18 protein-coding genes and 1 other RNA gene are annotated in these 22,496 nt (G+C 43.7%); 13 read left to right on the top strand and 6 right to left on the bottom strand.

Going from position 1 to position 22,496, the window contains the following annotated elements; all coding sequences use genetic code 11:
• The first annotated feature begins 9 nt into the window (after positions 1–9).
• Complete coding sequence (locus tag IID12_02255) at positions 10–1,545, top strand: FAD-dependent thymidylate synthase (protein MCH8287917.1); 1,536 nt, start codon at positions 10–12, stop codon at positions 1,543–1,545.
• Between the two features lie 63 nt (positions 1,546–1,608).
• On the top strand, positions 1,609–1,902 hold the full coding sequence (locus IID12_02260; protein MCH8287918.1) for a hypothetical protein: 294 nt from the start codon (positions 1,609–1,611) through the stop codon (positions 1,900–1,902).
• A gap of 85 nt (positions 1,903–1,987) precedes the next feature.
• Here IID12_02260 and IID12_02265 read toward each other — a convergent pair whose 3' ends face one another.
• Positions 1,988–3,088 (bottom strand): hypothetical protein, encoded by a 1,101-nt coding sequence (locus IID12_02265; protein ID MCH8287919.1) that lies wholly within the window; start codon positions 3,086–3,088, stop codon positions 1,988–1,990.
• Between the two features lie 296 nt (positions 3,089–3,384).
• Between IID12_02265 and IID12_02270 the strand changes: the two genes are divergently transcribed.
• Positions 3,385–3,801, top strand: a complete 417-nt coding sequence (locus IID12_02270) for an Hsp20/alpha crystallin family protein (GenBank protein ID MCH8287920.1) — start codon at positions 3,385–3,387, stop codon at positions 3,799–3,801.
• 82 nt (positions 3,802–3,883) lie between these two features.
• Here IID12_02270 and IID12_02275 read toward each other — a convergent pair whose 3' ends face one another.
• Positions 3,884–4,693 carry an endonuclease/exonuclease/phosphatase family protein gene (locus tag IID12_02275; GenBank protein ID MCH8287921.1) on the bottom strand — a complete coding sequence of 270 codons (810 nt, stop codon included), beginning with the start codon at positions 4,691–4,693 and terminating at the stop codon, positions 3,884–3,886.
• A 239-nt stretch (positions 4,694–4,932) separates the two neighbouring features.
• On the opposite strand from IID12_02275, the gene IID12_02280 reads away from it, so the two are divergent.
• Both IID12_02280 and ssrA read left to right on the top strand, forming a co-directional pair.
• A complete protein-coding gene (locus tag IID12_02280; GenBank protein MCH8287922.1) occupies positions 4,933–5,292 on the top strand; it encodes a TerB family tellurite resistance protein in 360 nt (119 codons plus the stop codon).
• A gap of 90 nt (positions 5,293–5,382) precedes the next feature.
• Positions 5,383–5,754: a transfer-messenger RNA gene (gene ssrA / locus IID12_02285) on the top strand.
• 301 nt (positions 5,755–6,055) lie between these two features.
• Here ssrA and IID12_02290 read toward each other — a convergent pair.
• Positions 6,056–9,229, bottom strand: a complete 3,174-nt coding sequence (locus IID12_02290) for a PAS domain S-box protein (GenBank protein MCH8287923.1) — start codon at positions 9,227–9,229, stop codon at positions 6,056–6,058.
• A 545-nt stretch (positions 9,230–9,774) separates the two neighbouring features.
• Between IID12_02290 and IID12_02295 the strand changes: the two genes are divergently transcribed.
• The 8 genes from IID12_02295 (at position 9,775) to IID12_02330 (ending at position 17,420) form a co-directional block, all read left to right on the top strand.
• Entirely contained in the window at positions 9,775–11,424 is a 1,650-nt protein-coding gene (locus IID12_02295; protein MCH8287924.1) for a hypothetical protein, read from the top strand.
• Between the two features lie 734 nt (positions 11,425–12,158).
• A complete protein-coding gene (gene rfbC, locus IID12_02300) occupies positions 12,159–12,728 on the top strand; it encodes a dTDP-4-dehydrorhamnose 3,5-epimerase (protein ID MCH8287925.1) in 570 nt (189 codons plus the stop codon).
• 127 nt (positions 12,729–12,855) lie between these two features.
• Positions 12,856–13,254 (top strand): cytidine deaminase, encoded by a 399-nt coding sequence (cdd, locus tag IID12_02305; protein MCH8287926.1) that lies wholly within the window; start codon positions 12,856–12,858, stop codon positions 13,252–13,254.
• Positions 13,247–13,912 carry a uridine kinase gene (gene udk / locus IID12_02310; GenBank protein ID MCH8287927.1) on the top strand — a complete coding sequence of 222 codons (666 nt, stop codon included), beginning with the start codon at positions 13,247–13,249 and terminating at the stop codon, positions 13,910–13,912. The genes cdd and udk overlap by 8 nt, the downstream gene beginning before the upstream one ends.
• 1 nt (position 13,913) lies before the next feature.
• Positions 13,914–14,480: a thymidine kinase gene (locus IID12_02315; GenBank protein MCH8287928.1), complete on the top strand. Its 567-nt coding sequence runs from the start codon at positions 13,914–13,916 to the stop codon at positions 14,478–14,480.
• 28 nt (positions 14,481–14,508) lie between these two features.
• Positions 14,509–16,143: a NupC/NupG family nucleoside CNT transporter gene (locus tag IID12_02320; GenBank protein ID MCH8287929.1), complete on the top strand. Its 1,635-nt coding sequence runs from the start codon at positions 14,509–14,511 to the stop codon at positions 16,141–16,143.
• A 17-nt stretch (positions 16,144–16,160) separates the two neighbouring features.
• Complete coding sequence (locus IID12_02325) at positions 16,161–16,814, top strand: adenylate kinase (GenBank protein ID MCH8287930.1); 654 nt, start codon at positions 16,161–16,163, stop codon at positions 16,812–16,814.
• A 3-nt stretch (positions 16,815–16,817) separates the two neighbouring features.
• Positions 16,818–17,420 carry a dephospho-CoA kinase gene (locus IID12_02330; protein MCH8287931.1) on the top strand — a complete coding sequence of 201 codons (603 nt, stop codon included), beginning with the start codon at positions 16,818–16,820 and terminating at the stop codon, positions 17,418–17,420.
• Here IID12_02330 and IID12_02335 read toward each other — a convergent pair.
• The 3 genes from IID12_02335 to IID12_02345 form a co-directional block, all read right to left on the bottom strand.
• Entirely contained in the window at positions 17,417–19,051 is a 1,635-nt protein-coding gene (locus IID12_02335) for a hypothetical protein (protein MCH8287932.1), read from the bottom strand. The genes IID12_02330 and IID12_02335 overlap by 4 nt on opposite strands.
• A 126-nt stretch (positions 19,052–19,177) precedes the next feature.
• Entirely contained in the window at positions 19,178–21,460 is a 2,283-nt protein-coding gene (locus IID12_02340) for a M23 family metallopeptidase (protein MCH8287933.1), read from the bottom strand.
• Positions 21,461–22,213: 753 nt separating this feature from the next.
• On the bottom strand, positions 22,214–22,496 hold a 283-nt coding region (locus IID12_02345; protein MCH8287934.1), incomplete at its 5' end, for a hypothetical protein.

The raw sequence follows: 22,496 nt of genomic DNA on the forward strand, positions 1-22,496 counted from the left end.
AAACAACAGTTGAAATTTTATTCGCCTGAACCGGAAGTAAAAATCACAAGGGCGTTCAAGGAGCCCTACAAAAGTATTATCACCGCAGCGCGTACCTGCTATTCTCCTTCGGGGATAGTCGAAGATGACAGAGTGAAACATAATTACGAAGCTCTTGTATCCGACCTCTATCAGGCTGGACATCACACGACTTTTCAGCACGCGCAATTTCAATTTGCAATTTCAAACGTCTCCCGCCATGCGGTCTGGTCATTCCTTCATAGCCACCCGTTTTATAATTCGGAGCAGGTAAGCCAGCGATATGTAGCGGTCAATAAAAACAACTATTCGATCCCTCCGTTCAGTTCCCGCGGAAGAGTGATTTACGAATCGACGGTCAGGACACAAATGAACGCTTACGACAAACTTCGGAAATTGCTTGTCAAGCCGGCAGCCGAAGAATTTTACAGGCGTTTTCCGGGAAGAATAAAAGTCAGCGAGAAATATGAAAAGGAGATTGGTAAAAAAGCGCAGGAGATCGCACGCTACGTCCTTCCCGTCTCCACCTTCACTTACCTCTATCACACTGTCAGCGCTTTGACCGTGTTGCGCTATATGCGTATATGCCAGATTTATGACACTCCTTTTGAACAGAGAATCCTTGCACAAAAAATGGCGGACGCAATACTGGACATCGATCCCGACTATAAGATAGTGCTTGAGGAACCGCTTGATGCTGATGAGCTGCGCGGCTATCAGAGTTTGAACGGACGAAGTAACGGTAAAGCGTCAGAATTTCGGAAAGAGTTTGATGATAGTTTAGAGGGCAGAACTTCCCTGCTGATCGATTACAAGCTGCGGAATCAAGAGAGCATAGCGGATGCCGTCAGAGAAGTACTCGGTCTTTCGAGGAATGATCTTGACGACGAATCGGCTATCAGACTCTCGATCGATCCATCCCGAAACAGAGTGTTCGGAGAGAAACTGAACCTCTCTACTCATGACAAACTGACCCGCGCGATGCACCATGCCAGCTATACGTTCAGGAAGAAGATCAGCCATACAGCCGATTCACAGGACCAACGGCATAGAATGACTCCCGCTTCCCGTCCTGTTCTTATCGCTCACATGGATAATACTCCCGACTATATTACACCCGCCTTGATAAATCAAAGTAAACCGGCAACTGATCTGTTCACTACTACGATGGAACAGACATGGGACTCCATCGCAAAACTGACAACTCTCGGTGAATCTTCCGAGTTTATCGCCTACGTTCTCCCAAATGCTGTGTCGATAAGGTTTACAGAGTCCTCCGATCTTCTGAATCTTCACCACAAACACGCCATGAGACTCTGTTACCTCGCCCAGGAAGAAATATGGAAAGCATCGCTCGATGAAGCGCTGCAAATCACTGAAATTAACCCATTGATCGGTAAATTCCTTCTCCCCCCTTGCACTCTCAGACAAATCGCCGGTACCAAACCGTTCTGCCCCGAAGGAAAAAGATACTGCGGAGAACCTGTCTGGAATTATTCGCGTGAAGAATACACGCGGATAATATGAAATTTGATTTGCATATCAGCAGCTGCCTAATTATCATTAATCGACAAGTTTTTTGGAGAAAAAATGCCTACGGCGAGAGTTCTTGAAGTAATAGACGGAAAATCATTGATGATCTCACCTATGTGGGTACATAAAGACAGATCGGGCTTCATTCTTATCTTGGATGGAGTCGAAACCCCGGCAAGAGGGGAAATGGGCGGACCGGAGGCGATGGAAGCACATACGAAGATATGCACCGGGAAGAATATATCGTATTCGGGAGAGAAAATAGACCCTCACCGCAGACTTGTAGCTGATGTGGAAATAGGCGGCGTATCCGTTAACGAAACGATGAGAGAACTCGGTTATAGATCGTAAAATACAGCCCGACTAAGGGTTGTCATATAATCAGACTGAAGATTGTTAAACCGGTTCGGTAATGCGCTCAGGACGAAAAGTTAACTTATATCTTAAATGCCCGTCTCAAAATAGCAGCAACGTCGTTAATAGAAAAATTAGCTAAGGCGTTTATCGTCAAGGAATCATCAAGACCCTTATCGGAATCGAGGTCAATGTATTCTATCCCAAGAGTTATCCTGCTGCCGAGAATCGGGAATTTTCCGCGAATCACCGTTCCGTCAACAGATGTGAGCGGAGCGTTTCCCGCGCTTGGGTCCAATATTACAATCCCCGAAGGAACTTCAAATGATGAAATGAGGTACTCGAGAACAAAACTTCCCTTAACTCCCACGACAGAGACGGGGAGACTCAGCCTGGCGCCATACTGTAGTCTGTAAAATGCGTCTTTGATCCTCACCGTATCCGGAACTGTTTCGTTGGTAATTATCGTGAAATTTTTCACACTCCAGTCAAAATATCCAACCGGTGCGATATGAATACGGCTGAATTTTATCTCGATAGCGGTTCCCAGGCTGAAGTGTAAGTCTTTCGGAATCGTCAGGGCTCGACTTCCTGTAACCGTATCCGGTTCATCCGAAGTGAACCGCATACCTGTGAGCAGATACAGGCTGATACGCCTGCCTAACTGAAAATATTCGTAGTTAACATTATAAGCAAAAGTGAAGTGACCGGTATCCCCAAATCCGTCGTTATCATAGAACGCCGACCCAAAGCTCAGTGAACCGGGCATTCTATGTGCTTTTTCATAGATCCTGTTGTTGAAAAAATTGAAGGGTACGAAAGGACTCCTTTTGATGGAGCCTTGATTCGGATTAAGAACGTATATGGGAGTGTCCTTGACAAAAGCTATCTCAAACACGTCCGGCAGCTTGTTGGTAACTTCCTGGACTAAGTCCTCGATCGTTTCGATATCCATATTTATAAAATTAAACCGCTCTGAAAATACAGCGATGCCGTCTATGTCTTTTATATTTATGCTGAATTCATCATCAGTGAGAGTAAGCAGCGCCGTCTCAAAACTGTCCGGCGCCTCCGGTGTGAATTTAATTGCTAACCCCACCGTCTTCTGACCCATCGCGCTGACGGAAATCATAAGTAATACCTGTATAGAAAAGACAACTGTTCTAAGTTCTTTTCTGATCATCCTCCACTCCTAAGAAGAATTATCGCTTCAAAATTAAGTTTCTTAAGGTACTCGCAGACGTTTTCACAATCAAGCGCAGATTTTCGGTGACAATTTAGCATAATAAATCGCCAAAACACCGCCTATTTGACATTAGTAAGAGTTTGTTACTGCCATTATGGCATTATTAAAATAATTTTATTTCTTATAAGTCCTTTATTATCAACAATATCTAACTTCTGGCACGAAAGATGCAAAATAGATCGGTGGAAACGGAATATTTGAAACGATAGAAACGAATAAAAAGGAGAGATAAAATGAACTTAATAAAATATAGACCGAGAACTCTGTTTGACACGATGTTCGATGACAGCTTCGTTTCTTACCCCCGTCAGTTCGACTTGGGGTTCGATCCCAGCGTTGACGTAACGGAGCATGAAAAGGACTACGTCATATCCTTCGAGCTTCCCGGCGTGGATAAGAAGGACATAAGAGTATCTGTCGAAAACGGCTATCTCATGATAAGCGGTGAGAAGAAATACGAGAGCTCCGACAGCGACACCAACACCTGGAGAAGGGAACGCAGGTACGGTTCTTTTAAGAGATCGTTCAGATTGGGCGACGGCATAGATCAAAAGAATATCGACGGCAGCTTCAAGGACGGAGTGTTGGAGATTTCGGTGCCGAAGACGAAAGAATCTCTGAAAAAGGAGATCGAAATAAAGATCAGCTAATTACGCTCGATGAGCGTTTTGCTAAATAAATGATAACGAATGCGGTGGGAGCCCCCGGTCTAACGATCGGGGGCTTGGTGTATCAGGGCATTATCCTTACTTTTGCCACTACGGGCAGGTGGTCTGAAGATTTTATTGTAAGCGTATCCCTCGGAACAAAATATTCAAACGGTTGAACGTATTTGTTGGTCAGGATGTAATCTATTCTCCGTGTCATCAGCGGAGTCGGGTAGGTGCTCGTTTTATTTCCAAAATACGTACCGAGGTCCAGAAGCTGATCCATAAGCGGAGTCAAAAGAGGACTGTACGGTTCCACGCTCAAGTTTCCGCAAAATATTATCGGTTCATTTAATTTCAACATCCTGAAAATCTTTCCGACTCTTTTCGAGTGATAATCCACTTCCTCCTCCATTATACCGAATTGAGTGGAATAAAATCGCATCGTCCGGAAACCGAGATCGACCGTCACCCGCAAAAGCCCCCTCCTCTCCGACGTCTCGCCAGGGGAGATATCCGTATTCTGAACTGAAAGTATCGGATACTTACTTAAAATTGCGTTTCCATACTCACCGCCCATGTAGTTTATCGTCTTCCCGAAGGCGTAGAACATGCCGAGATGGTTGGCGATAATTACCGCCTGCGAATCGCCGTGAGTTCTGTTCGTGCCCATATCCACCTCCTGCAGGGCAACCAGATCAGGCTTGTACTGTTCGAGCGTCCTCGCGATTCTTATCGAGCTGTAAAGTTCGTCTACTCCCTCGCCGCGGTGAATGCTGTAACTAACGATAGTCAAATCGACATAACTCGATTCAGGTAGTTCTATCTGTGCGGAAAGCGGCGTAAAATATAGAAGCCATAACAAGAAGAGCAGTTGAATTTTATTTTGGTTCATGGAACCTGATAGAGTTTAACAATTCATTTTATCCGAAAATTAGAGTTACGTAAATATCAACGGCGCTATTCGTATAATCAAGAATTTTAGTTGATTAAATAATCTCTAATCTCGTGGAATCTACTCTGAAAGGCACTGCGATTAAAACGACTTGAAAAGCTGAAACAAATAACCTATCTTATTATCCTGTGATTCGGGCTATATAACTTATTTTTTCGGAAAGTCAAGGAGGAGACAGAATGGATGACATACTCGGCATGAAACCCCGCAACGCCTTCATAGGCGTATGTTTTGCGATGATGGGCGTCGATGAGATGATAGACCAGAGGGAGTTGACCAAACTTTTCGAAGTATTAAACAGATACGGATTCACGGAAGAGGAAATTACGGAGGAGATGAAGAACTTCACCAGCCTGGATATGAAAGAGGCGATGCGCTACGGGCAAAAGAGCATGGCGGCGATCACCGGCCTGGATAACGACGAAAGGGATGACCTTGTCCAGGCGTTAACTGAAATAGCCATTTCCGATGAATATTTCCATGACGCTGAAAAGACTCTTTTGACGGCGGTCAAAATGACTTTTGGCATACCTGTATAGGTTTCTACCTATATTTTTTTTAACTGGACTATCTGTTATTTTCTGATTTAGTTGATTATATCACAGCGACTGTTTAAAATGAATGTAGATGGGGACGACATGGTTTCGACGGGATCGAAGTCGGTGTCGGACGCATGCCGCGGCTGTTTCGGTTCCGCGTTATCAAACCGGGCGCTAAATATAAGTGCAGACTACAATTACGCACTGGCAGCCTAAATAGGCTGTCCGTTCCCTCACGGTCCTTTCCACCGGGCTGTGAACGGAGCGACGACAATGGTGGAATAGTTTCATTCTTCGTTTGTGGGGATGAAATGAAATCGGAACCTTCGGGTTAGCAAACTGGCGCAGCTCTAATCCAGTCCTTCGGAGTGGGCTCCGCGAGAACCAAATGAGGGACTAAGCATGTAGAAGACGACGTGGACTCTTTTTCGGACGGCGGTTCGATTCCGCCCGTCTCCACAAAAGAGATTTGATTATCTATTTGTGAAGCCGATTTGGCGCGTGAGCGAATTTATGTTTACGAAGTAATGAAAATTTTCAGAATCTCAGCTCAGCCGACCAGATCGAGATATAGCCGATATCTCCGCCGGAAACCGGGGCAAATTGAACCAAGCGAGATGGTTGGAATCGGAATTCATCATTTGTTTTAATATTTGCGATAGTGAGACATAAGATCGGCAGCATATTTATTTGCTTGAGAAGAAACTAAATAAATATCAGTAACAGTCTACACTCTTCAAATTCTCTAATATCTATTGATGTTCTATCCATCATCAAGGGATTCTCTTATTGCCCGTCCTATCTCTTCCCTCGTGAATGGTTTCCGCATATATCTTCCGGCACCCAAATTTTGAGCCTTTTTAACGCGTTCAGTCTCAGAAAATCCGCTCGCAAGAATTACTTTCTGATCGGGATGCGAGTCTAATATCTTTTCAAAAGTATCAAGCCCGTCGAAGTCATCTTCCATGATCATGTCGAGAATGATAAGATCAACTTTGTGTTTTTTAAGATATTCAATCCCTGCTCTGCCGTTCTCCATTGAAATCACAGTGTACCCGAACGATGACAGGAGCCGCTCGGCGAGCTCTCTCTGATCTTCATTGTCGTCTATGACGAGTATAGTTTCGCTGCCTTGCAGGTTAATATCTTTATCCTTTGGAGTTGACCCTTCATCACTTGTTACCGGAAAGTATATTGAGAAGGTTGTGCCCTTGCCCATCCGGGAATTCACATCGAGATAACTATTATGGTCTTTAACAACTCCCCAGACTACCGACAAGCCCAATCCTGATCCGCTTCTCCCCATCGATTTATTCGAATAAAACGGTTCAAAGATTCTCATAAGATTTTCGTCTTTTATACCTTCTCCGGTGTCGCGAACTTCGAGGAGAACGTATTCGCCCTCCGGGATTTCTCCATAATAGAGCTGGCGCTCTTTAATTCTCGTATTGGACGTGCTGATTTTTAGCTTACCTCCCGCAGGCATTGACTCGAAGGCATTTATGACAAGATTCATTAACACTTTCGAGATATGAGATTCAGAACCCAATAAATTCTCAATATCTTTTCCCGGCTTAAATTTGAAACTGATATTCTCATACTTGTCTTTTATATCGATAAAGCTGTATGAACTCAGATAATCATCTACCAGATTATTTAAGTTGATAGCACCCATCTCATATTTCCCTCTTCGAGCCATTGTCAGAAGATCGGTGACGACGTCTCTGGCTCTTCCGGCAGCGATCTTTATCTGCTCTATGTCATTTCGGATGGGGTCGTCGTCCGGCAGGGTTGTGAGTATGATGTCAGGATAGCCGATTATAGGTCCCAGAATATTATTCAGATCATGCGCAACGCCCCCTGCCAGAACTCCGAGAGATTCCAGGCGCTGTGCTCTTTCGAGTTTTTTCGCAAGTTCTAAATTTTCTCTCACCTGACGTTTTTGTTCCGTCACGTCCCTGATAACTCCTTGAATCGCTTGTTTGCCTTTATATAATATAGAAGATGTGATGGCTTCGAGATCACGCAACTGATTGTCTTTGGTCAGTCCTTTAAATTCGTATCTACTCGGAATGTTGATTCCCTCCTCCCTCGCTTTACTCCTGTTCAAGATGAACTCTTTGCTTTCAGGAGCAACGAGGTTTATGAAATCAAAATCCTCCGATATAAAATCTTCTTTGGTGTATCCCGTTATTTTTTCAGTCGCCGGATTAGAAACGACGAATTTCCCATCCTGTATTATGTATATCGCATCCTCGGCATTTTCAACTAACTGCCGGTATTTTACCTCCGATTCCTTCAGTTCGGCTTCAGCGATTTTCCGTTCAGCGATTTCCTTTAACAGCTTCTTGTTGGCTTCGCTTAATTCCTCGGTACGATTTTCAACCAGTTTTTCAAGGTTTTTACGGTAATGCTCTAACTCCTCCTCGGCCAATTTTCGCTCGTTGATATCCTCAACCATAGAAAGAAAGTATAAAGGCTCACCCTCTTCATCGCTGATGATCGTCACCGTAGTTTCAGCCCAGAAGGTAGAGTCGTCCTTTTTGATATATCTCTTTTCCGTGTGATAGAACTGTATTTCACCTTCGACCAATTTCTTGATGTTTTTATCGTCTTTATTGAGATCATCGGGGTGCGTAAAGTCCCTGAAAGTCAATTGCATCAAATCACTCTTTTTATACCCGAGCATTTTGCATAAAGAGACATTTACGTCAATAAAGCCGAACTCCATGTCAACGAGAGTCATTCCGAGAGGACTGTTTTCAAAAATCTTTCTGAAACGATTTTCGCTTTCCCTGAGCGCCTCTTCGTATTGTTTATCTCTGGTGATGTCCGAGACAATTCCATCTATGCGAACAACTTCCCCTTCATCATTAAATGCCGGTCTCAATTTCTCATTCAGCCAACGGATCTCCCCGTCCGGTTTGATAATGCGATATTGCACCTCTGACGGTGTACCGGCGTAAACTTGCTTCCAAACGTCATCCTCCGTTTTCACGTCCTCAGGGTGTATCATGTCTTTCCACAACCATCGGTCTTTGATAAAATCTTTCTGCTTTTTCCCGAATACCACATAGCATGCCGGCGATATCTCAAGAAGATTTTCTTTTTTGATATCAAATGAGTAAAATACGTTATCAAGATTTTCAAAAAGATTCTGGAGCTGCTGACGCGACAAGTCCAACTCAGCTCCGGATTTTTTTCTTTCGGTTATGTCTCTTGCTATCGCAATGAAATAATTTTTATTCGCTATGGTGGTAGATTTTACGTTGATCTCGACGGGAAAAGTAGTCCCGTCATGCCGTTTGTAAAAGCTCTCGCGTACCGAAGATCCTTCTTTAATTACCTGCTTACTATGTTTTTTCCACTCTCTCTTGCTTGTCAGATTACCGTCAATATCGATAACTTTCATACCTACAAGATCGCTTTTGCTAAATCCCAAGTAACGGCATGCCGTTTCATTAACGTCAAGATATTCACCGCTTTCCGGCTCAATAATAAACAGCGCATCGTACGATTGGTCCACCAGATTTCTAAACAGTTTGAGCTCATTTTCGATCTGTTTCCTCTGGGTGATATCGCGTATTATTCCGGTGAAGAATTTAATATCACCGCTTGTGGATTCACTCACCGCGAGATCGATAGGAAAGGTTGTTCCGTCTTTCTTTATGCCGACGACTTCCCTTCCTATTCCTATGATCTTTTTATCTCCTGTATTGTTATAATTGGAAAGATAGCCGTCGTGCTCTTTATGGTAAGGGTCGGGCATCAAAATCTTGACATTTTTGCCCATTAGCTCTTTAGATGAATAACCGAATATCCGCTCGGCGGCGGGATTTACAGACTCTATTCGGCCTGCACTGTCGATAGTGATGATCCCGTCAACTATATCACTTAAAATTGTCTTGAGGAGATCTCCGCTCTTATCGTAGTCCAATAATTCCAATCCTTTCTCTCTTTTTTATGAGTGCATAAGTTGATTTGTTTTGTTAAATCATACTTCCCGGCTAAAAACATAAAATTAGTGTCGGCATTTCGAGCATCAGGCAGAGAAATCATATACTCCTCTCCCTCTTAACATATGTTTCCTCTAAAATATGACTCCCCCATACTCTTGAAATCGCAAATTTAATGCCAATTGTTGAATCCGATTTGAACAGCGGCAGAAAGACAGTTGTGATACTACCCCTCAAGCGTTTCCCCGAAGCACTGAATAACGATTGAATATTCAACTTCCGCTATTATTAATCGAGTGTTGAAATTGATTGAACGCTTGATCGTTCTAAAATAAGTGCCATTGCTGCATTACCCATCCCTTGAAACAACTGTCGTCGTTTCCCCCGAGTCTTAGATGCTAAACTTATAATTTCTCTAACTGAATTCCTAGCTGAAAAGTCATATACTCATGAACATGATGAGACTGATCACGCCATTTCGAATTTAAGATTTACTTTCGGAGCTCTGTCTCTGTATTTTATCATAATGAGAATTAAAAACGTATTTTCGACTCCCGTTATTTTAGGATTAGCTTCCTTCGCATTGTTTAGCTCGTTCCTGCCGCATAGTTATATATTAGACGGATTTGAATATGCAAATGCAGTCGAGAATAACGATCCTAATTTACTCAGCTATTATCATCCCCATCACCTGTTTTACCGTCCCCTTTTAAGCGGTATATACGAAATAGCCTCTCTGTTCGGGTATTCCGGCGGTTCAATTATCATTATACAAACGGTTAGTTCGCTTGCAGGGGCATTAGTCGTAGCAGCTTTTTTTTCAATCGCTCTTAGTTATCTCGGTTCTTATAAATTGGCTTTGACCGCTTCGTTGTTTTTAACGGGCAGCTTCGGATTCTGGCATCTAAGCACTCAGACCGACCCGTATGTAATATCAATGGCTCTGCTTGCCTGGAGCCTATATTTTCTTGTAATCTATCTCAATAAACCGGATAAAACGGTTTCGTTCATTATCGGAGTTCTATTCTATTTTGCCCTGATGATATCACAAAGTAACGTCATATTCGCTTTGATTTTCATCTACACCAGTATGATAAATCGAAGAGATTATCGTCTCCTCTCTTATTCAATTGTTTTACCCGGTCTTCTTAGTATAGTCACCTACTTTATAGTCGGAACGTTCTTTAAAAAATTGGATTCTTTTAAGGAATTGATTTTATGGATGACAACCTTCGCTCATTCAGGGTATAACTGGACGCTCGGGATAAAAGCGAGCGTTATCGGTTTATTCGAATCGATCGGGATCGCGCTCGCCGGCGGGCAATCCTTGCTCGAGTACAAGCTCGGAGCACACGGAATTTTCAATACTATCGGAATCGCGGCAAATCTTTTGAGTCTTTTGTTTGCACTTGCGGCTGTTCTATGGCTTGGAGTATCGCTTAGAAAACTATTTTTTAAACCGGATAGAACCACCCGGGTTCTTTTACTGATGCTGATCATTTATCCGGCATTTTTCACATGGTGGGCGACCGGTCAGTATAAATTGTGGGTGATACTCCTTATTCCCTTCTGGCTTTTGATTTTTAAGAGTATGGCGACGACCGTGATTCCGGCTAATCCCCGTAGGTCAGGTCTATATCTGATCATCACCGTTTGTATCTGGAACAGCTCCAACTTTATAGGAAATACATTACCGAAGAGTTTACATAAACCGGTAGTTTATTCACAGGTAATTGAGATAGACTCATTTCTTCGGGAATCGGACAGAATCATTTTCGATGATTTCATAAAAACAGGCGAACATCCTGAGCTGCTCTGTGAAACATTTTTACCGCAATATATTCCATACTATCTCGGTAGCAAAACCATCCCGACTTCAACACTTCTAAATAGCCCGGAAAGGTTTTACTCTCAAATTGAATCATCCATGAATAATGGCAGCAACGTTTACTCATACAGCAGCCCGGAGGAATTGAGAAATAGCTATTCAGCGAGAGAAAAATGCTTCGGGAAGATCGAATTTGAATTATTGAAAAGATACGAATTTATTCCCATAACCGGTTATAAAGAAGCTACAGATATCGTCCATCATGAGAGGACACTCTCCGACGCTGAAATGCATGATAAAATCTTATGGAAACTAAAAGCCCGGGCTCATCTGAACGGAGAAAACTGATTTTTATCGAATCTTATAAGGCAATAACTTATGGAAGATGATTCATCCTCAAATATCATATCCGATTTTTAAAGCGAAATTTTAAAAAAACCTTTTGAATTAGGGCATTTGCGCTTATATTTATAGAGAACTTCTAATGAAGAGGGGAAGTGCCCCGCCAGCACATTCTCTTAGTGGATATTAAGACTCAACTGACGGAGCATTGTAGCTGTTGTTGAAGTTTTTATTTTAAATGCTTTAATTAATCCCTCTTTTCATAAATAACTCTTTATAATTTATATGTGCAATTTATGTGCCATCCGAAAATATTTTAGCCTAAGTCCTTAATGTTAATCGGTTTACACTTTTTCGGCTTTCGGAATGATATTGCATTATCGGCAACTATTTGCCACCCTATCTCTCAAATTGATATTTAGGTTCTGAAACTCTTTACTTATTGCCTGTCTTTATACATATAACCCGAATGATGGGAGTATATGTATAAATTTCGGTCGTACGTCAACTAAAACTAATGATTTCCGACACCTGCCGTTAAGTAAGCTTCGACTAAAGTATAACCAAGATAGTCCGATAATATTTATCAAGGACGCAAAAAGCGCATTATTATAGATTGAACTTAAGCAGTCGGGGCGTGATTAAAAATAGCCTATCACGAGGTATCACGCCCTTTTTTGTTACTTAAATTCATTGAACATAAGCGGCTTTTTATATACCTTCTCAATTCAGGACTACAAATGGATGTACGACTTATAAACACCGAGATACCGGAAGTAAAACTAATTGAAACAGCTCGTTTTACGGACGAACGTGGATTTTTCATGGAATCTTTCCACAAACAGGCTTTTGATGAATTAGGCATCCCTTCCATCTACGTTCAGGATAATTATTCACGGTCTAAAAAAGGTGTTTTGCGCGGTATTCATTACCAGGACATGTCAGCACCTATGGGAAAACTCGTACGCTGTACCGTTGGAGAAATAGTTGACGTTGCGGTGGACCTGAGGGCCGGCTCACCAACGTTCGGGAAGTATGTAAAGGAGGTTCTATCCGACGCGAATAACCGGCTGCTCTACATTCCGGAAGGGTTTGGACATGCTTTTTTGTCGCTTTCGGACAGAACGGACGTTATGTATAAATGCACGGGATTTTATTCACCTTCCTCGGAGGGAACAGTGGTCTGGAACGATCCTCAATTGGGGATCGACTGGGGATTAGAAGACCCGATAGTCTCCGATAAAGACGGAAAGGGCAAATCTCTCGAACAATATTTGGCAGAACCCGCCTATGTTTATAAAAGTTCATAATGATATTACATCGTTTATGACTTCGGGTATTATAAAAATAAATTTTTCCCATTCACTCTTTTCCTTTTTCAATCAATCTCTGTTAGTTAAATTACCTACACTACAAAAATCGTTATAGCGTATAAATATGGACTCAAAAGAATTAGCGACAATCGCACTTAATGCAAGGGCTCACGCCCGTGCGCCTTACTCCAATTTCAAGGTTGGGGCAGCTCTTTTGACAAAATCGGGGAAAGTATACACAGGCTCTAATGTTGAATCGTCTTCTTACGGTTTGACCATATGCGCCGAGAGAGTTGCGCTTGTAAAAGCGCTGAGTGAGGGAGACGACCAGTTCGATTCGATAGCGGTCGTTTCTGAGACAGGCGCCTCCCCTTGCGGCGCATGCCGACAATTGCTTTGGGATTACACGAAAGATATACCTGTCTATCTGTCCGATGGGATCGGGGAAATCACTAAATACAATCTCTCCGATCTACTGGCTCATCCGTTTGACGACTCACAGCTTCCTTCAACCGATGGCTGATAAAGGAAAAGAAAAACCCCTGCTCATTGGGATCGCAGGCGGTACCGGCTCGGGGAAAACGCTGGTATCGAACCGGATTTATGAAGAATTAGGTTCGAATCAGGTAGCTATCATAGAACAGGATTCGTACTATCGTGATCATTCAGATATTCCGATTGACGACAGAAACAATCGCAATTTCGATCATCCGAATGCTTTCGATTTTGAACTGATGCGGCATCAGGTAGAGATACTAATGGAAGGGAGAGCTGTAAAGGTTCCTGTCTATGACTATAAAACTCACACTCGTAAAAAACAAAAGCGCACTGTAAAAGATCACGTTGTCATCATCCTCGAAGGGATTCTCACACTTTTCGATCCGGGCATCAGGGCTATGATGGACATTAAAGTCTATATCGACACCCCCTCCGATACAAGGTTTATCAGAAGGCTGAACCGCGATACGAATGAGAGAGGACGCGATATCGATTCTGTCGTGAAACAGTACCAGGAAAGTGTCAGACCTATGCACGAACAATTCGTGGAACCGACAAAGGCGTATGCCGATATTATCATACCCGGCGGAGGTTATAATAACGTAGCAGTGGACCTCCTAAAAACAAAAGTGTCCGCTCTATTAACCGAGCGAATGAATTCAGTGAAAAAATCAGGGAAATAAAATGCACACACCTCAATCAGGCAGAGGAACCATCGAAGCTATATGCGGCGGAATGTTCAGCGGTAAAACGGAAGAACTGATTCGAAGAATCCGGCGCGCCCAGATCGCCAAGCTCAAAGTGGCAATTTTTAAGCCGGAAATTGATGACAGATTCAGCCCAGACCATTTAGTCTCTCACAGCCAATGGAAGATCCCGTCGATAGCAGTCAAGGAACCATCCGAAATAATAGAAAAAGGGATGGAAGCGGATGTGCTCGGAATTGATGAAGTACAATTTTTCGACCGCGGGATCGTAAAGGTCATAGACGAACTCGCAAACTCCGGTAAAAGAGTGATAGTAGCCGGACTCGATCAGGATTTCAGGGGGGTACCGTACGAACCTATGCCCCAGATTATGGCGATAGCGGAATACGTTGATAAGATACTCGCGGTTTGCATGGTTTGCGGTCAGCCTGCAAACAAGACGCAGAGGTTGACATCGCAAACCGAGAAAGTGGTCATTGGAGCAAACGAAGCCTATGAAGCGCGATGTCGTGAATGTTATGAACCTCCGCCGGAAGTCTCTTAGTAAATAATAAATAACAATAGGTGAAGCAATGAGATTTGTCAGTCTATTCGGATTATTGGTGTTTATCGGCATCGCATTCCTTATGTCGAATAATAAAAGCAAAATTCGCCCGAGGATAATACTATGGGGCTTAGGACTTCAATTATTGTTTGCTTCGATCATTCTCGGAAATCCGATATCGATATGGAATGTGACACTTTCTGTTTCATTTTCCGGAATGTATTTGTTCCTCTCTTTGATACTAATGTACGCATTCAAGGACGAGATAAATCAAAAATCTGATAGGAACGCTCAGCTAATACACACTGCCCTGATTTTATTGGGTTCAGGTTTATATGCATTTTTGTTATACAAATTTGCACGATTCGGTATGACAACAATCGTATTGGGAATTTCATTTATAGCCATTTTTATACTCCGATTTATTAAAAAAACAGAATATCAAAAATATTTAGTTTCTTCATTTTTAATTTCAAGTTGGGTGTTTCTGCTTACCAATAATTTAGATGGTAAAACAGTTTTTAAGATGTTATCAGCAAAAGTAAATACATTTTTAAAACTTGCGGATCTCGGCTCGGCTTTCCTGTTCGGTAACCTCATTGATCCGAAATATTATGATACATTCGGTTTCCAGTTCGCCTTTGCAGTACTTCCCACCATAATATTTTTTGCGGCATTTCTTTCAATACTCTATCATCTCGGGGTAATGCAGGTGATAGTTGGAGGGATGGCTAAATTCATGCGTTGGACGATGGGAACCAGCGGGGCTGAGACTCTCTCATGCAGTGCAAACGTCTTCGTAGGACAAACGGAGTCCCCCCTTCTCATCAAACCCTTTTTGAACGGGATGACGGTCTCGGAGCTCGCTACCGTTATGATCGGTGGATTCGCAACTATCGCAGGAGGTGTTTTGGCCGGATACATCCGTATGGGCATAGACCCCGGACACCTGATCGCGGCGAGCGTGATGTCGGCGCCCGCGGCGCTGGTAATCGGAAAGATCATTTATCCGGAGACTGAACATTCTGAAACTGCCGGCGATGTCGAAATACCCCGGACTAAAACCTCCGTCAACCTGCTCGATGCCGCAACTGCCGGTGTAACGGACGGATTGAAGTTAGCCGTAAATGTCGGCGCCATGCTTCTCGCGTTTATAGCCTTGATCGGACTGGTAGATTTAATACTAAATTTTATGGACGGCTTGATCGACGGAAGGTTACTCGGCGGCACTTATCAAACTTATACTGGAAGCGGAGGATTTTCTCCCGTTAACGGCGAATATCTCGGTCTGTTTCCGGGCTCGCTGAAGACGCTTTTCGGTACTCTTCTTCGTCCCCTCGCATGGACCATGGGTGTCGCCTGGAACGAAGCGGATAAGGTAGGAAATCTTCTTGGAGTTAAAATTGCCCTCAATGAATTTGTCGCCTACGCTCAGCTGGGAAGCCATGTCAGTGTCGGCGATCTTTCCGAACGTTCATTGATCATATCCACCTACGCTCTTTGCGGATTTGCCAATTTCTCCTCTATTGGAATCCAAATCGGCGGTATATCCGCGATCGCGCCCGGAAGGCGCTCGGACCTTGCGAAAATAGGTCTCAAAGCTATGTTCGGAGGAGCGTTAGCATCATGGATGACAGCGACTATTGCAGGCGTTCTAATTTAATAATTTAGGCTTTGTCAATGAGAATGGTGTTATTGGGCCCTCCCGGCTCAGGTAAGGGAACACAGGCGCAGCTATTAGTCGAAAAATTCGGAGTACCTCAAATTTCGACCGGTGATATTCTGAGAGACAACATAGCTAAGAAAAACGAGCTGGGAATTTTTGCCGACCGACTCCTGAAAAAGGGGGAGCTTGTACCGGATGACCTGATACTTAGTATGATCGAGACCATTCTCGACGGAGATAATGCCCGCTCCGGTTTTATATTTGACGGCTTCCCGCGTACGATCCCGCAGGCTGAGGGTCTTGACGATCTTCTTGAACAAAGGGATATTGGGATCGATTACGTCATCAGCTTTGAAATCCTTGAAGATGAGGTCGTCAACAGACTCTCCGCACGTTGGTCCTGCCCGAACTGCGGTAGTCTATTTAACACTCTTTCTCACCCGCCTTCAGAAACCGGAATTTGTGATAATTGCGGCAGCGAACTCCAGCAGAGGGACGATGACCGTCCGGATACGATTCGACACCGTTTATCGGTTTACTCTCGTCAGACTGAACCGCTCGTAGAATACTATAAGAAGAAGGGGAATCTGACAATCATATCCGCCGGGGGCGGACCCCAAACTGTATTTGACAGAATTATCGAGACAATTTCAAAAGACGATCTATAACCCATGACCATTATCGGCGTAACGGGGGGGATGGGGAGCGGAAAGACATTGGTCAGCTCCATGCTGGGTAAATTAGGGGCAAAGGTCATAGAGGCGGACAAGGTTGCGAAAGGGCTTTATGCCGCCGAACCGGATCTCAAAAGAGATATTATCGAGGCTTTCGGTATGGGAATTCTGGATGAATCCGGTGAAGTATCCTTCAAGCGGCTGGCTGCCGAAGCGTTCAAAGATAAATCGACAACCGCAACTCTCAATAAGATAACTCACCCTTATATAAGAGAGGCGATAAGGCAATTGATAATCGACCACTCAATGACCGAAAATATTATTGCCGTCGATGCGGCGCTTCTGTTTGAAGGGGAATTGCTGTATACGGTGGATTATATTATTGCGGTGACCGCGCCCGAGGATGGACGTATAGACAGGATCGTTAAATCCGGTAGATTTACCGAAGACGAAGTCCGACGTCGAATGAAGTATCAACTCCCGGATGAGGAGAAAGCTGCCCTGTCAGATTTCGTAATCGCAAATACGGGAACGATTGAAGAACTCGAACGAAAAGTTAAAGACGTTTTTAATCAGATAAAGAATCCACCTGACTTTTAATTACCGTTGTGACCTGTCCTCCCCCAAACCTTACCGAGGCTGATTCCTGCTTCAACTAACGGCGTGGTAGAAAATAGCTTTGTCGAGTTGATATATAACATGCGCCATTCAAACCGGGCGTATAATCCTGTCCGCGACCCATTGGTCTTGGCAATTCCCGTCTCGATCCTCCTCCAATTCCATTTACCCTGCGGCTCAATTGCAAAGCCGATCCTAAGTTCATTTAATCTTTTCAAATTATTCGATGAGGAGACGGAGGCTCCGAATCTAAAGTTGACCGTCAATCTTGATACCCATCCAACTCGGACCGGAACGGGAGGAAAATCCACACCGGTTGAAGCGTAGAAATTCAACCCTGAATCTACCCCGTTACCGGTTCTCCCACCTAACTCCGCTCTTCCTCTGTAAGTCGGGCGGGGAGGAAATCTGCCGTCTTCCATCATCAGCATTGCCATTCTCATCAGACTGGATGCTCTTTTCCTTTCATTCGTATTCAGCTCGGCGGCTGACGGCAGCGGTTTGACCTCGTCCGTTATTGCAGGTTTTCCGGTTTTTAAAGAATTTCCGCTGATGCTCTCCATCGCTGCAAGCACTTCTTCAGATATAATTGCATAGCCTTTGTAGGATGGATGATGAAGGTCCGGACTGATATATGAAGAATTTTGTGAAGTGAATCCCGGCTCGGATTCGAGCCGTTTCATCAAGCCGTAAATATCCACCACACTTGCCCCCATCTCTTCCGCTACACTGTTTATTACCGCGTTATATGCTGCCGCTCTATCCTTTACACTCTGCAGCATTTCAGGACTGAAGACCTCTTTGGATTCAAAGCGGTTATTTCTGAAAGGGGTCAGAAACGCTGAAGTTTTGCTTCCCTCGGGATACGGCACTTCCGATCCGTTCACTGAGCCGGCGGGGAGATCTGTGAATACCGGCAGTTGTGTAACGTCAGGTAATGTCAGAAAGAGCAGATGACTCGCCTCAACCTCGTCCTTGAGAAGTCGTCCGAGTCGCGCTGCGAGAACAGCGTAATCTCTTTTAAATTCTTCTTGAGAAGGCGGTGTAGCATCTCCAAGCATTCCGAACGAAGAGAGCAAGTCGTTGGCGCCTATCCACAAAATTATCCACTCATATTCTTCTCCGGAATTCTCAGCCGCCCGGATCAAACTCTCGTTCTGCCTGAGCAGCACTCTTCCAAAAATCCAGGATGCAGATTTTTTACCATGATTTTCAGACGACTGGTTTAATACTTCTTTCAGAGTCTGGCCGGGAACAGCGATAATATTTCTATCCTTTTTACGCCTGCCTTTGGTAAATGCGCTTGGGAGCAAATTGATGATATTCCTCAACCCCAAAAACCCGAAGCCATTCTTGGTTAGTGTCAGATTATCCAGTGGATAAGGGTGATCGAATCCGGGTAAGTCCGGCTCGATACCGGTTTTCGATAGTAATTGTGCCGCCCAGCCTTGTTTCGCAGATTCATCGTCGAGATATAGAAAATACATCCCGGCAGTGAGACTGTCACCGAAGAGCAGCACACGGGCTTTCTCATTTAGATGCTCTGCTCCCGTTATTTGTGTGTTGAATAGAAGCAGCTGACTTAGAAATATAAACTTAAACTTTTTTTTCATAACCTTATCAGAATCGGCATCCCGGGTTGCTGTTTCACAAACTATGGCAAAAAAACGATTTAAGTGAAATTCATGGAAAGCAACCGACTGACTTTTCAGTCTGTTTTGACAAAACTTACATATAAGTTACCGGATATAAAAACTAAAATTGATAACGGATTCATTACGGGCATTGTCGACAGCAGAGATTTGGAGTCTATGCTTACCCTTCGATAGGTTTCTGTCACTCACGTACGTCGCTGTATTGGAAGCCGGATGCCATTCGAATATCAATTTTTTGCCGTCCAATTTGAACTGTATCGAGCGTTCATCTTCGATTCCTGAAAGGTCATCGGTGATTTCTGCTGATATCCTCAGATTCTCTTTCGAAACGACTGAGCGATCCAAAGGTGTTACTTTCGAAATCTTTGGCGGGATCATATCGCTTAATACCGCAAAGCTTTCTAAACTTAAGACATCCGTTGACAGAACAGTCATGGAAGTGTCGTGATCACTCTTCAAAAACACCCAACCCTCTTTCATATCGTGATAATACATCCCTAATTTCTCCCTATCTATCGTCGTGTGGGGATATCGGAGCAGAACTTTTATTATCTCTTTCATAGGTTGGTAGTTGGGAGATATTTTGTATACGGGCGTCACAAGGTTTTTGTTGATATTTCCAAAATCATTATTATCCTCTATAATTACATCTCCATAATAATCACCGTACAGGGAATTCTCATCGAATTGTACCATGAAATTTCCGTCCCCGGATACGAGAGTCCCTCCTGTTCTATGCGATATCTGGTTAAGAGAGAGCACATCTTCGTATAGCACGTCTCCGGAACTTCCATCAATAACACTCAAAATTGTAAGGGTTGTTAAAATGTCAAGCGGGACGGAAGCCTCATATCTGAACGCTTCAGTTTGTCTCAGCGGTATATTCAAGGGCTTATTCTGCCCATTCTTTAACCGCAACACAGGCGCCTCAGAAAGGAGTTCCGAATGAGTATAGATTATAGCCATATGCTTGTCATAGATTTCAAACTTGATCGTATCATTTTCAACTTTTGATTTTTCTTCTCGCAAACTCACGAAGACCGGTAGTAAAGAAGCTCCGATAATGTCATGCCCATCAATCCTTAGATGCCCGTACAGCTGAGAGTTTATTGTTAATGATGTCGTTATGCTTGTTTTATTTTTTCCGATAGTTTTTGAGCTGAGCTTCACATATCCCTTGCCGGGTAAATATCCCGATATTTTTACCCTGCTTAACGGCACTCCTCTTTTACTGAACTTAAATTTATATTGCCCCTGAGCGAATTCGGTCAGTGAAACATTGACAGAATGAGAAGTGTTGTACACGAAGGCGCCGCGGACTATTGATTTGTTTCCATAATAATCTGAAACCTCTATTTCGTACGAGTGAAGACCGGGCATAACAGAACTGTCAAGCGCTCCGTCGGATCTGTTACTATAGAACGGCATTGTGTTATATGGCTTAACGTATAGCGAATGAAAGAGGCCTTTGCCCTTCCTCCAGAGCCTGTATTCTCTGTCGACTTCAATCTGCCTCGTATTATCAAAGGAAAACGTCTCGTAGTTCGCCCGGAAATATTCCACACCGTCGATCTTTAGGCGAAACGAATTTATCCCGTATTTGTTGGGGATGTCGTTTGCCATGTCGTATGCAGAGAGGGCAATGCCGATCTTACCGTATATTTGAACGGTATCTTTTATCTGGTAAACGTATTTCCCTACCCTGTGCAATTTATATGTTTTGTCAGTGAACCCTCCGTCGATTTCGGATCCGTTCTCCAATGGGATAAATGCAAGCCTGACGGGAGTCGGATGAACCGCGTCCTTTATCTTGAAACCGAAAGCCAACGGGTTCATAGGATTGTTCCGGGAGTCCCTTATTTCGAAGTGAAGGTGCGGATATTTAGTACCCGTTTTACCGCTTAAGGCTATTGTCTCTCCTCTTTTCACAGGATATTGTGACGAATTAAATTGAATGTCTACCCTGTACTCTCCGGAACTGTTCTGGTTTTTTTTAATGACTTTCTCAATATCCTCGGTGAAACTCCTCAGATGCGCATAAACGGCGGTGTTACCGTCTGAGAGCTTCTGGTAAATCACCTTTCCATAGCCGTACGGGGATACCCGTACCCTGGATATATACCCGTCACTGACCGCAAATATTTTATATCCTTCCCTGTTCCATGTTTTTATGTCTATCCCCGAATGAAAATGCCCCGGGCGAAATTCACTGAACGTCGATGTAATCGCTTTGCTTGCATTTGTGGGCCAGTAGTATTTTTGTGCTGAGAGAAATTCTCCCGCCGCGGAGAAGTATAGGAATAAAGCCGATATGATTTTCAATCTCATTTGAACGGTAAATGTAAACTCCCCCGGTTCTCTCTTCAAAACCTTTTTTTACTATATAATATTAGTCATTCTGAGGGAGTGGAACGACCGAAGAATCCCAGATTCCTTCTAAGTAACCTGTCTGAGATTCTTCGCTATGCTCAGAATGACATCATCGTTTTATTTGTTCTTACAGACGTCAGCCCGGTTTGCCTTTTGTCCACGATATTATAACGCAGGCACCCTTCGACTTCGCTCAGGGTGACTGCGCCACACTGATCCAGTAATTTGCGTGAAACTCCGTAGGGGACGCAGATCTGCGTCCCCTACAATTATCCAAATAGTAAGTAAATTGATCGTGGCGGTCAGGGTCACCGCCGTTGGCGGGACTTACACGTGACCTAACTCGCACGCAATTCTTCGATGGAATTTGTAGGGACAACTCAGAAGTTGTACTTAGGGCAATTCGTGAATTGCCCCTACAATTTAGATTAACGATGGGTTCCTCAGAGGGATTCCTTCATGACCTTCGGGAAAAACGGTTTACCTGTTACGAACACATCTTCTTAACCCCCGACTTGAGTCGGGGGTTAGATCGGATAAAGATTTCTCATGGAACCCTTTTAAGGGTTTCCGACCCGCCTGGCACCCGCCAGACCGATGTCGGGCTGGTTAGTCGAACAGGTCGGAATCCCGTTCCGGCAGTCGGCTGATCTGTTAACTGACGGACTGACTGATACCTGAAATTGCCGATGGATATGAAAAACCCCGGCGCTTATGCCGGGGCTCGAAATTGTTATTTACCACTAATCGTTATATAATTTTTTCCGGTTCTATTACAATCTCCTTCGTCTTATACAAAATTTCCCTCAACCCTTTTAGACTATTCCTGAGATTAATATCAATTTCGTTACGAAGACCTTGCATCATAATATTCATGTCAAAATCGTGATCGAAGAAATCGAAATGAAAAGTCTTTGGAGCGATATCAAATCTCGAACGGAAGATTCTGATATCATCATCTTCGAAATCTTCTCTATCTCCTAACTCAACCTTTACCGAAGCCCTCTTTTTCTTCCGAACCTCTTCTATCTTA

It is taken from the genome of Candidatus Neomarinimicrobiota bacterium, assembly GCA_022567655.1.
In the GTDB taxonomy this organism is placed as follows: Bacteria; Fidelibacterota; SORT01; order SORT01; family SORT01; genus JADFGO01.

Excerpts from the sequence above, each read along its gene's own strand:
- IID12_02260 (MCH8287918.1), top strand. The coding sequence starts at position 1,609 with ATGCCTACGGCGAGAGTTCTTGAAGTAATAGACGGAAAATCATTGATG.
- IID12_02265 (MCH8287919.1), bottom strand. The coding sequence starts at position 3,088 with ATGATCAGAAAAGAACTTAGAACAGTTGTCTTTTCTATACAGGTATTA.
- IID12_02270 (MCH8287920.1), top strand. The coding sequence starts at position 3,385 with ATGAACTTAATAAAATATAGACCGAGAACTCTGTTTGACACGATGTTC.
- IID12_02275 (MCH8287921.1), bottom strand. The coding sequence starts at position 4,693 with ATGAACCAAAATAAAATTCAACTGCTCTTCTTGTTATGGCTTCTATAT.
- IID12_02280 (MCH8287922.1), top strand. The coding sequence starts at position 4,933 with ATGGATGACATACTCGGCATGAAACCCCGCAACGCCTTCATAGGCGTA.
- IID12_02295 (MCH8287924.1), top strand. The coding sequence starts at position 9,775 with ATGAGAATTAAAAACGTATTTTCGACTCCCGTTATTTTAGGATTAGCT.
- rfbC (MCH8287925.1), top strand. The coding sequence starts at position 12,159 with ATGGATGTACGACTTATAAACACCGAGATACCGGAAGTAAAACTAATT.
- cdd (MCH8287926.1), top strand. The coding sequence starts at position 12,856 with ATGGACTCAAAAGAATTAGCGACAATCGCACTTAATGCAAGGGCTCAC.
- udk (MCH8287927.1), top strand. The coding sequence starts at position 13,247 with ATGGCTGATAAAGGAAAAGAAAAACCCCTGCTCATTGGGATCGCAGGC.
- IID12_02315 (MCH8287928.1), top strand. The coding sequence starts at position 13,914 with ATGCACACACCTCAATCAGGCAGAGGAACCATCGAAGCTATATGCGGC.
- IID12_02320 (MCH8287929.1), top strand. The coding sequence starts at position 14,509 with ATGAGATTTGTCAGTCTATTCGGATTATTGGTGTTTATCGGCATCGCA.
- IID12_02325 (MCH8287930.1), top strand. The coding sequence starts at position 16,161 with ATGAGAATGGTGTTATTGGGCCCTCCCGGCTCAGGTAAGGGAACACAG.
- IID12_02330 (MCH8287931.1), top strand. The coding sequence starts at position 16,818 with ATGACCATTATCGGCGTAACGGGGGGGATGGGGAGCGGAAAGACATTG.
- IID12_02335 (MCH8287932.1), bottom strand. The coding sequence starts at position 19,051 with ATGAAAAAAAAGTTTAAGTTTATATTTCTAAGTCAGCTGCTTCTATTC.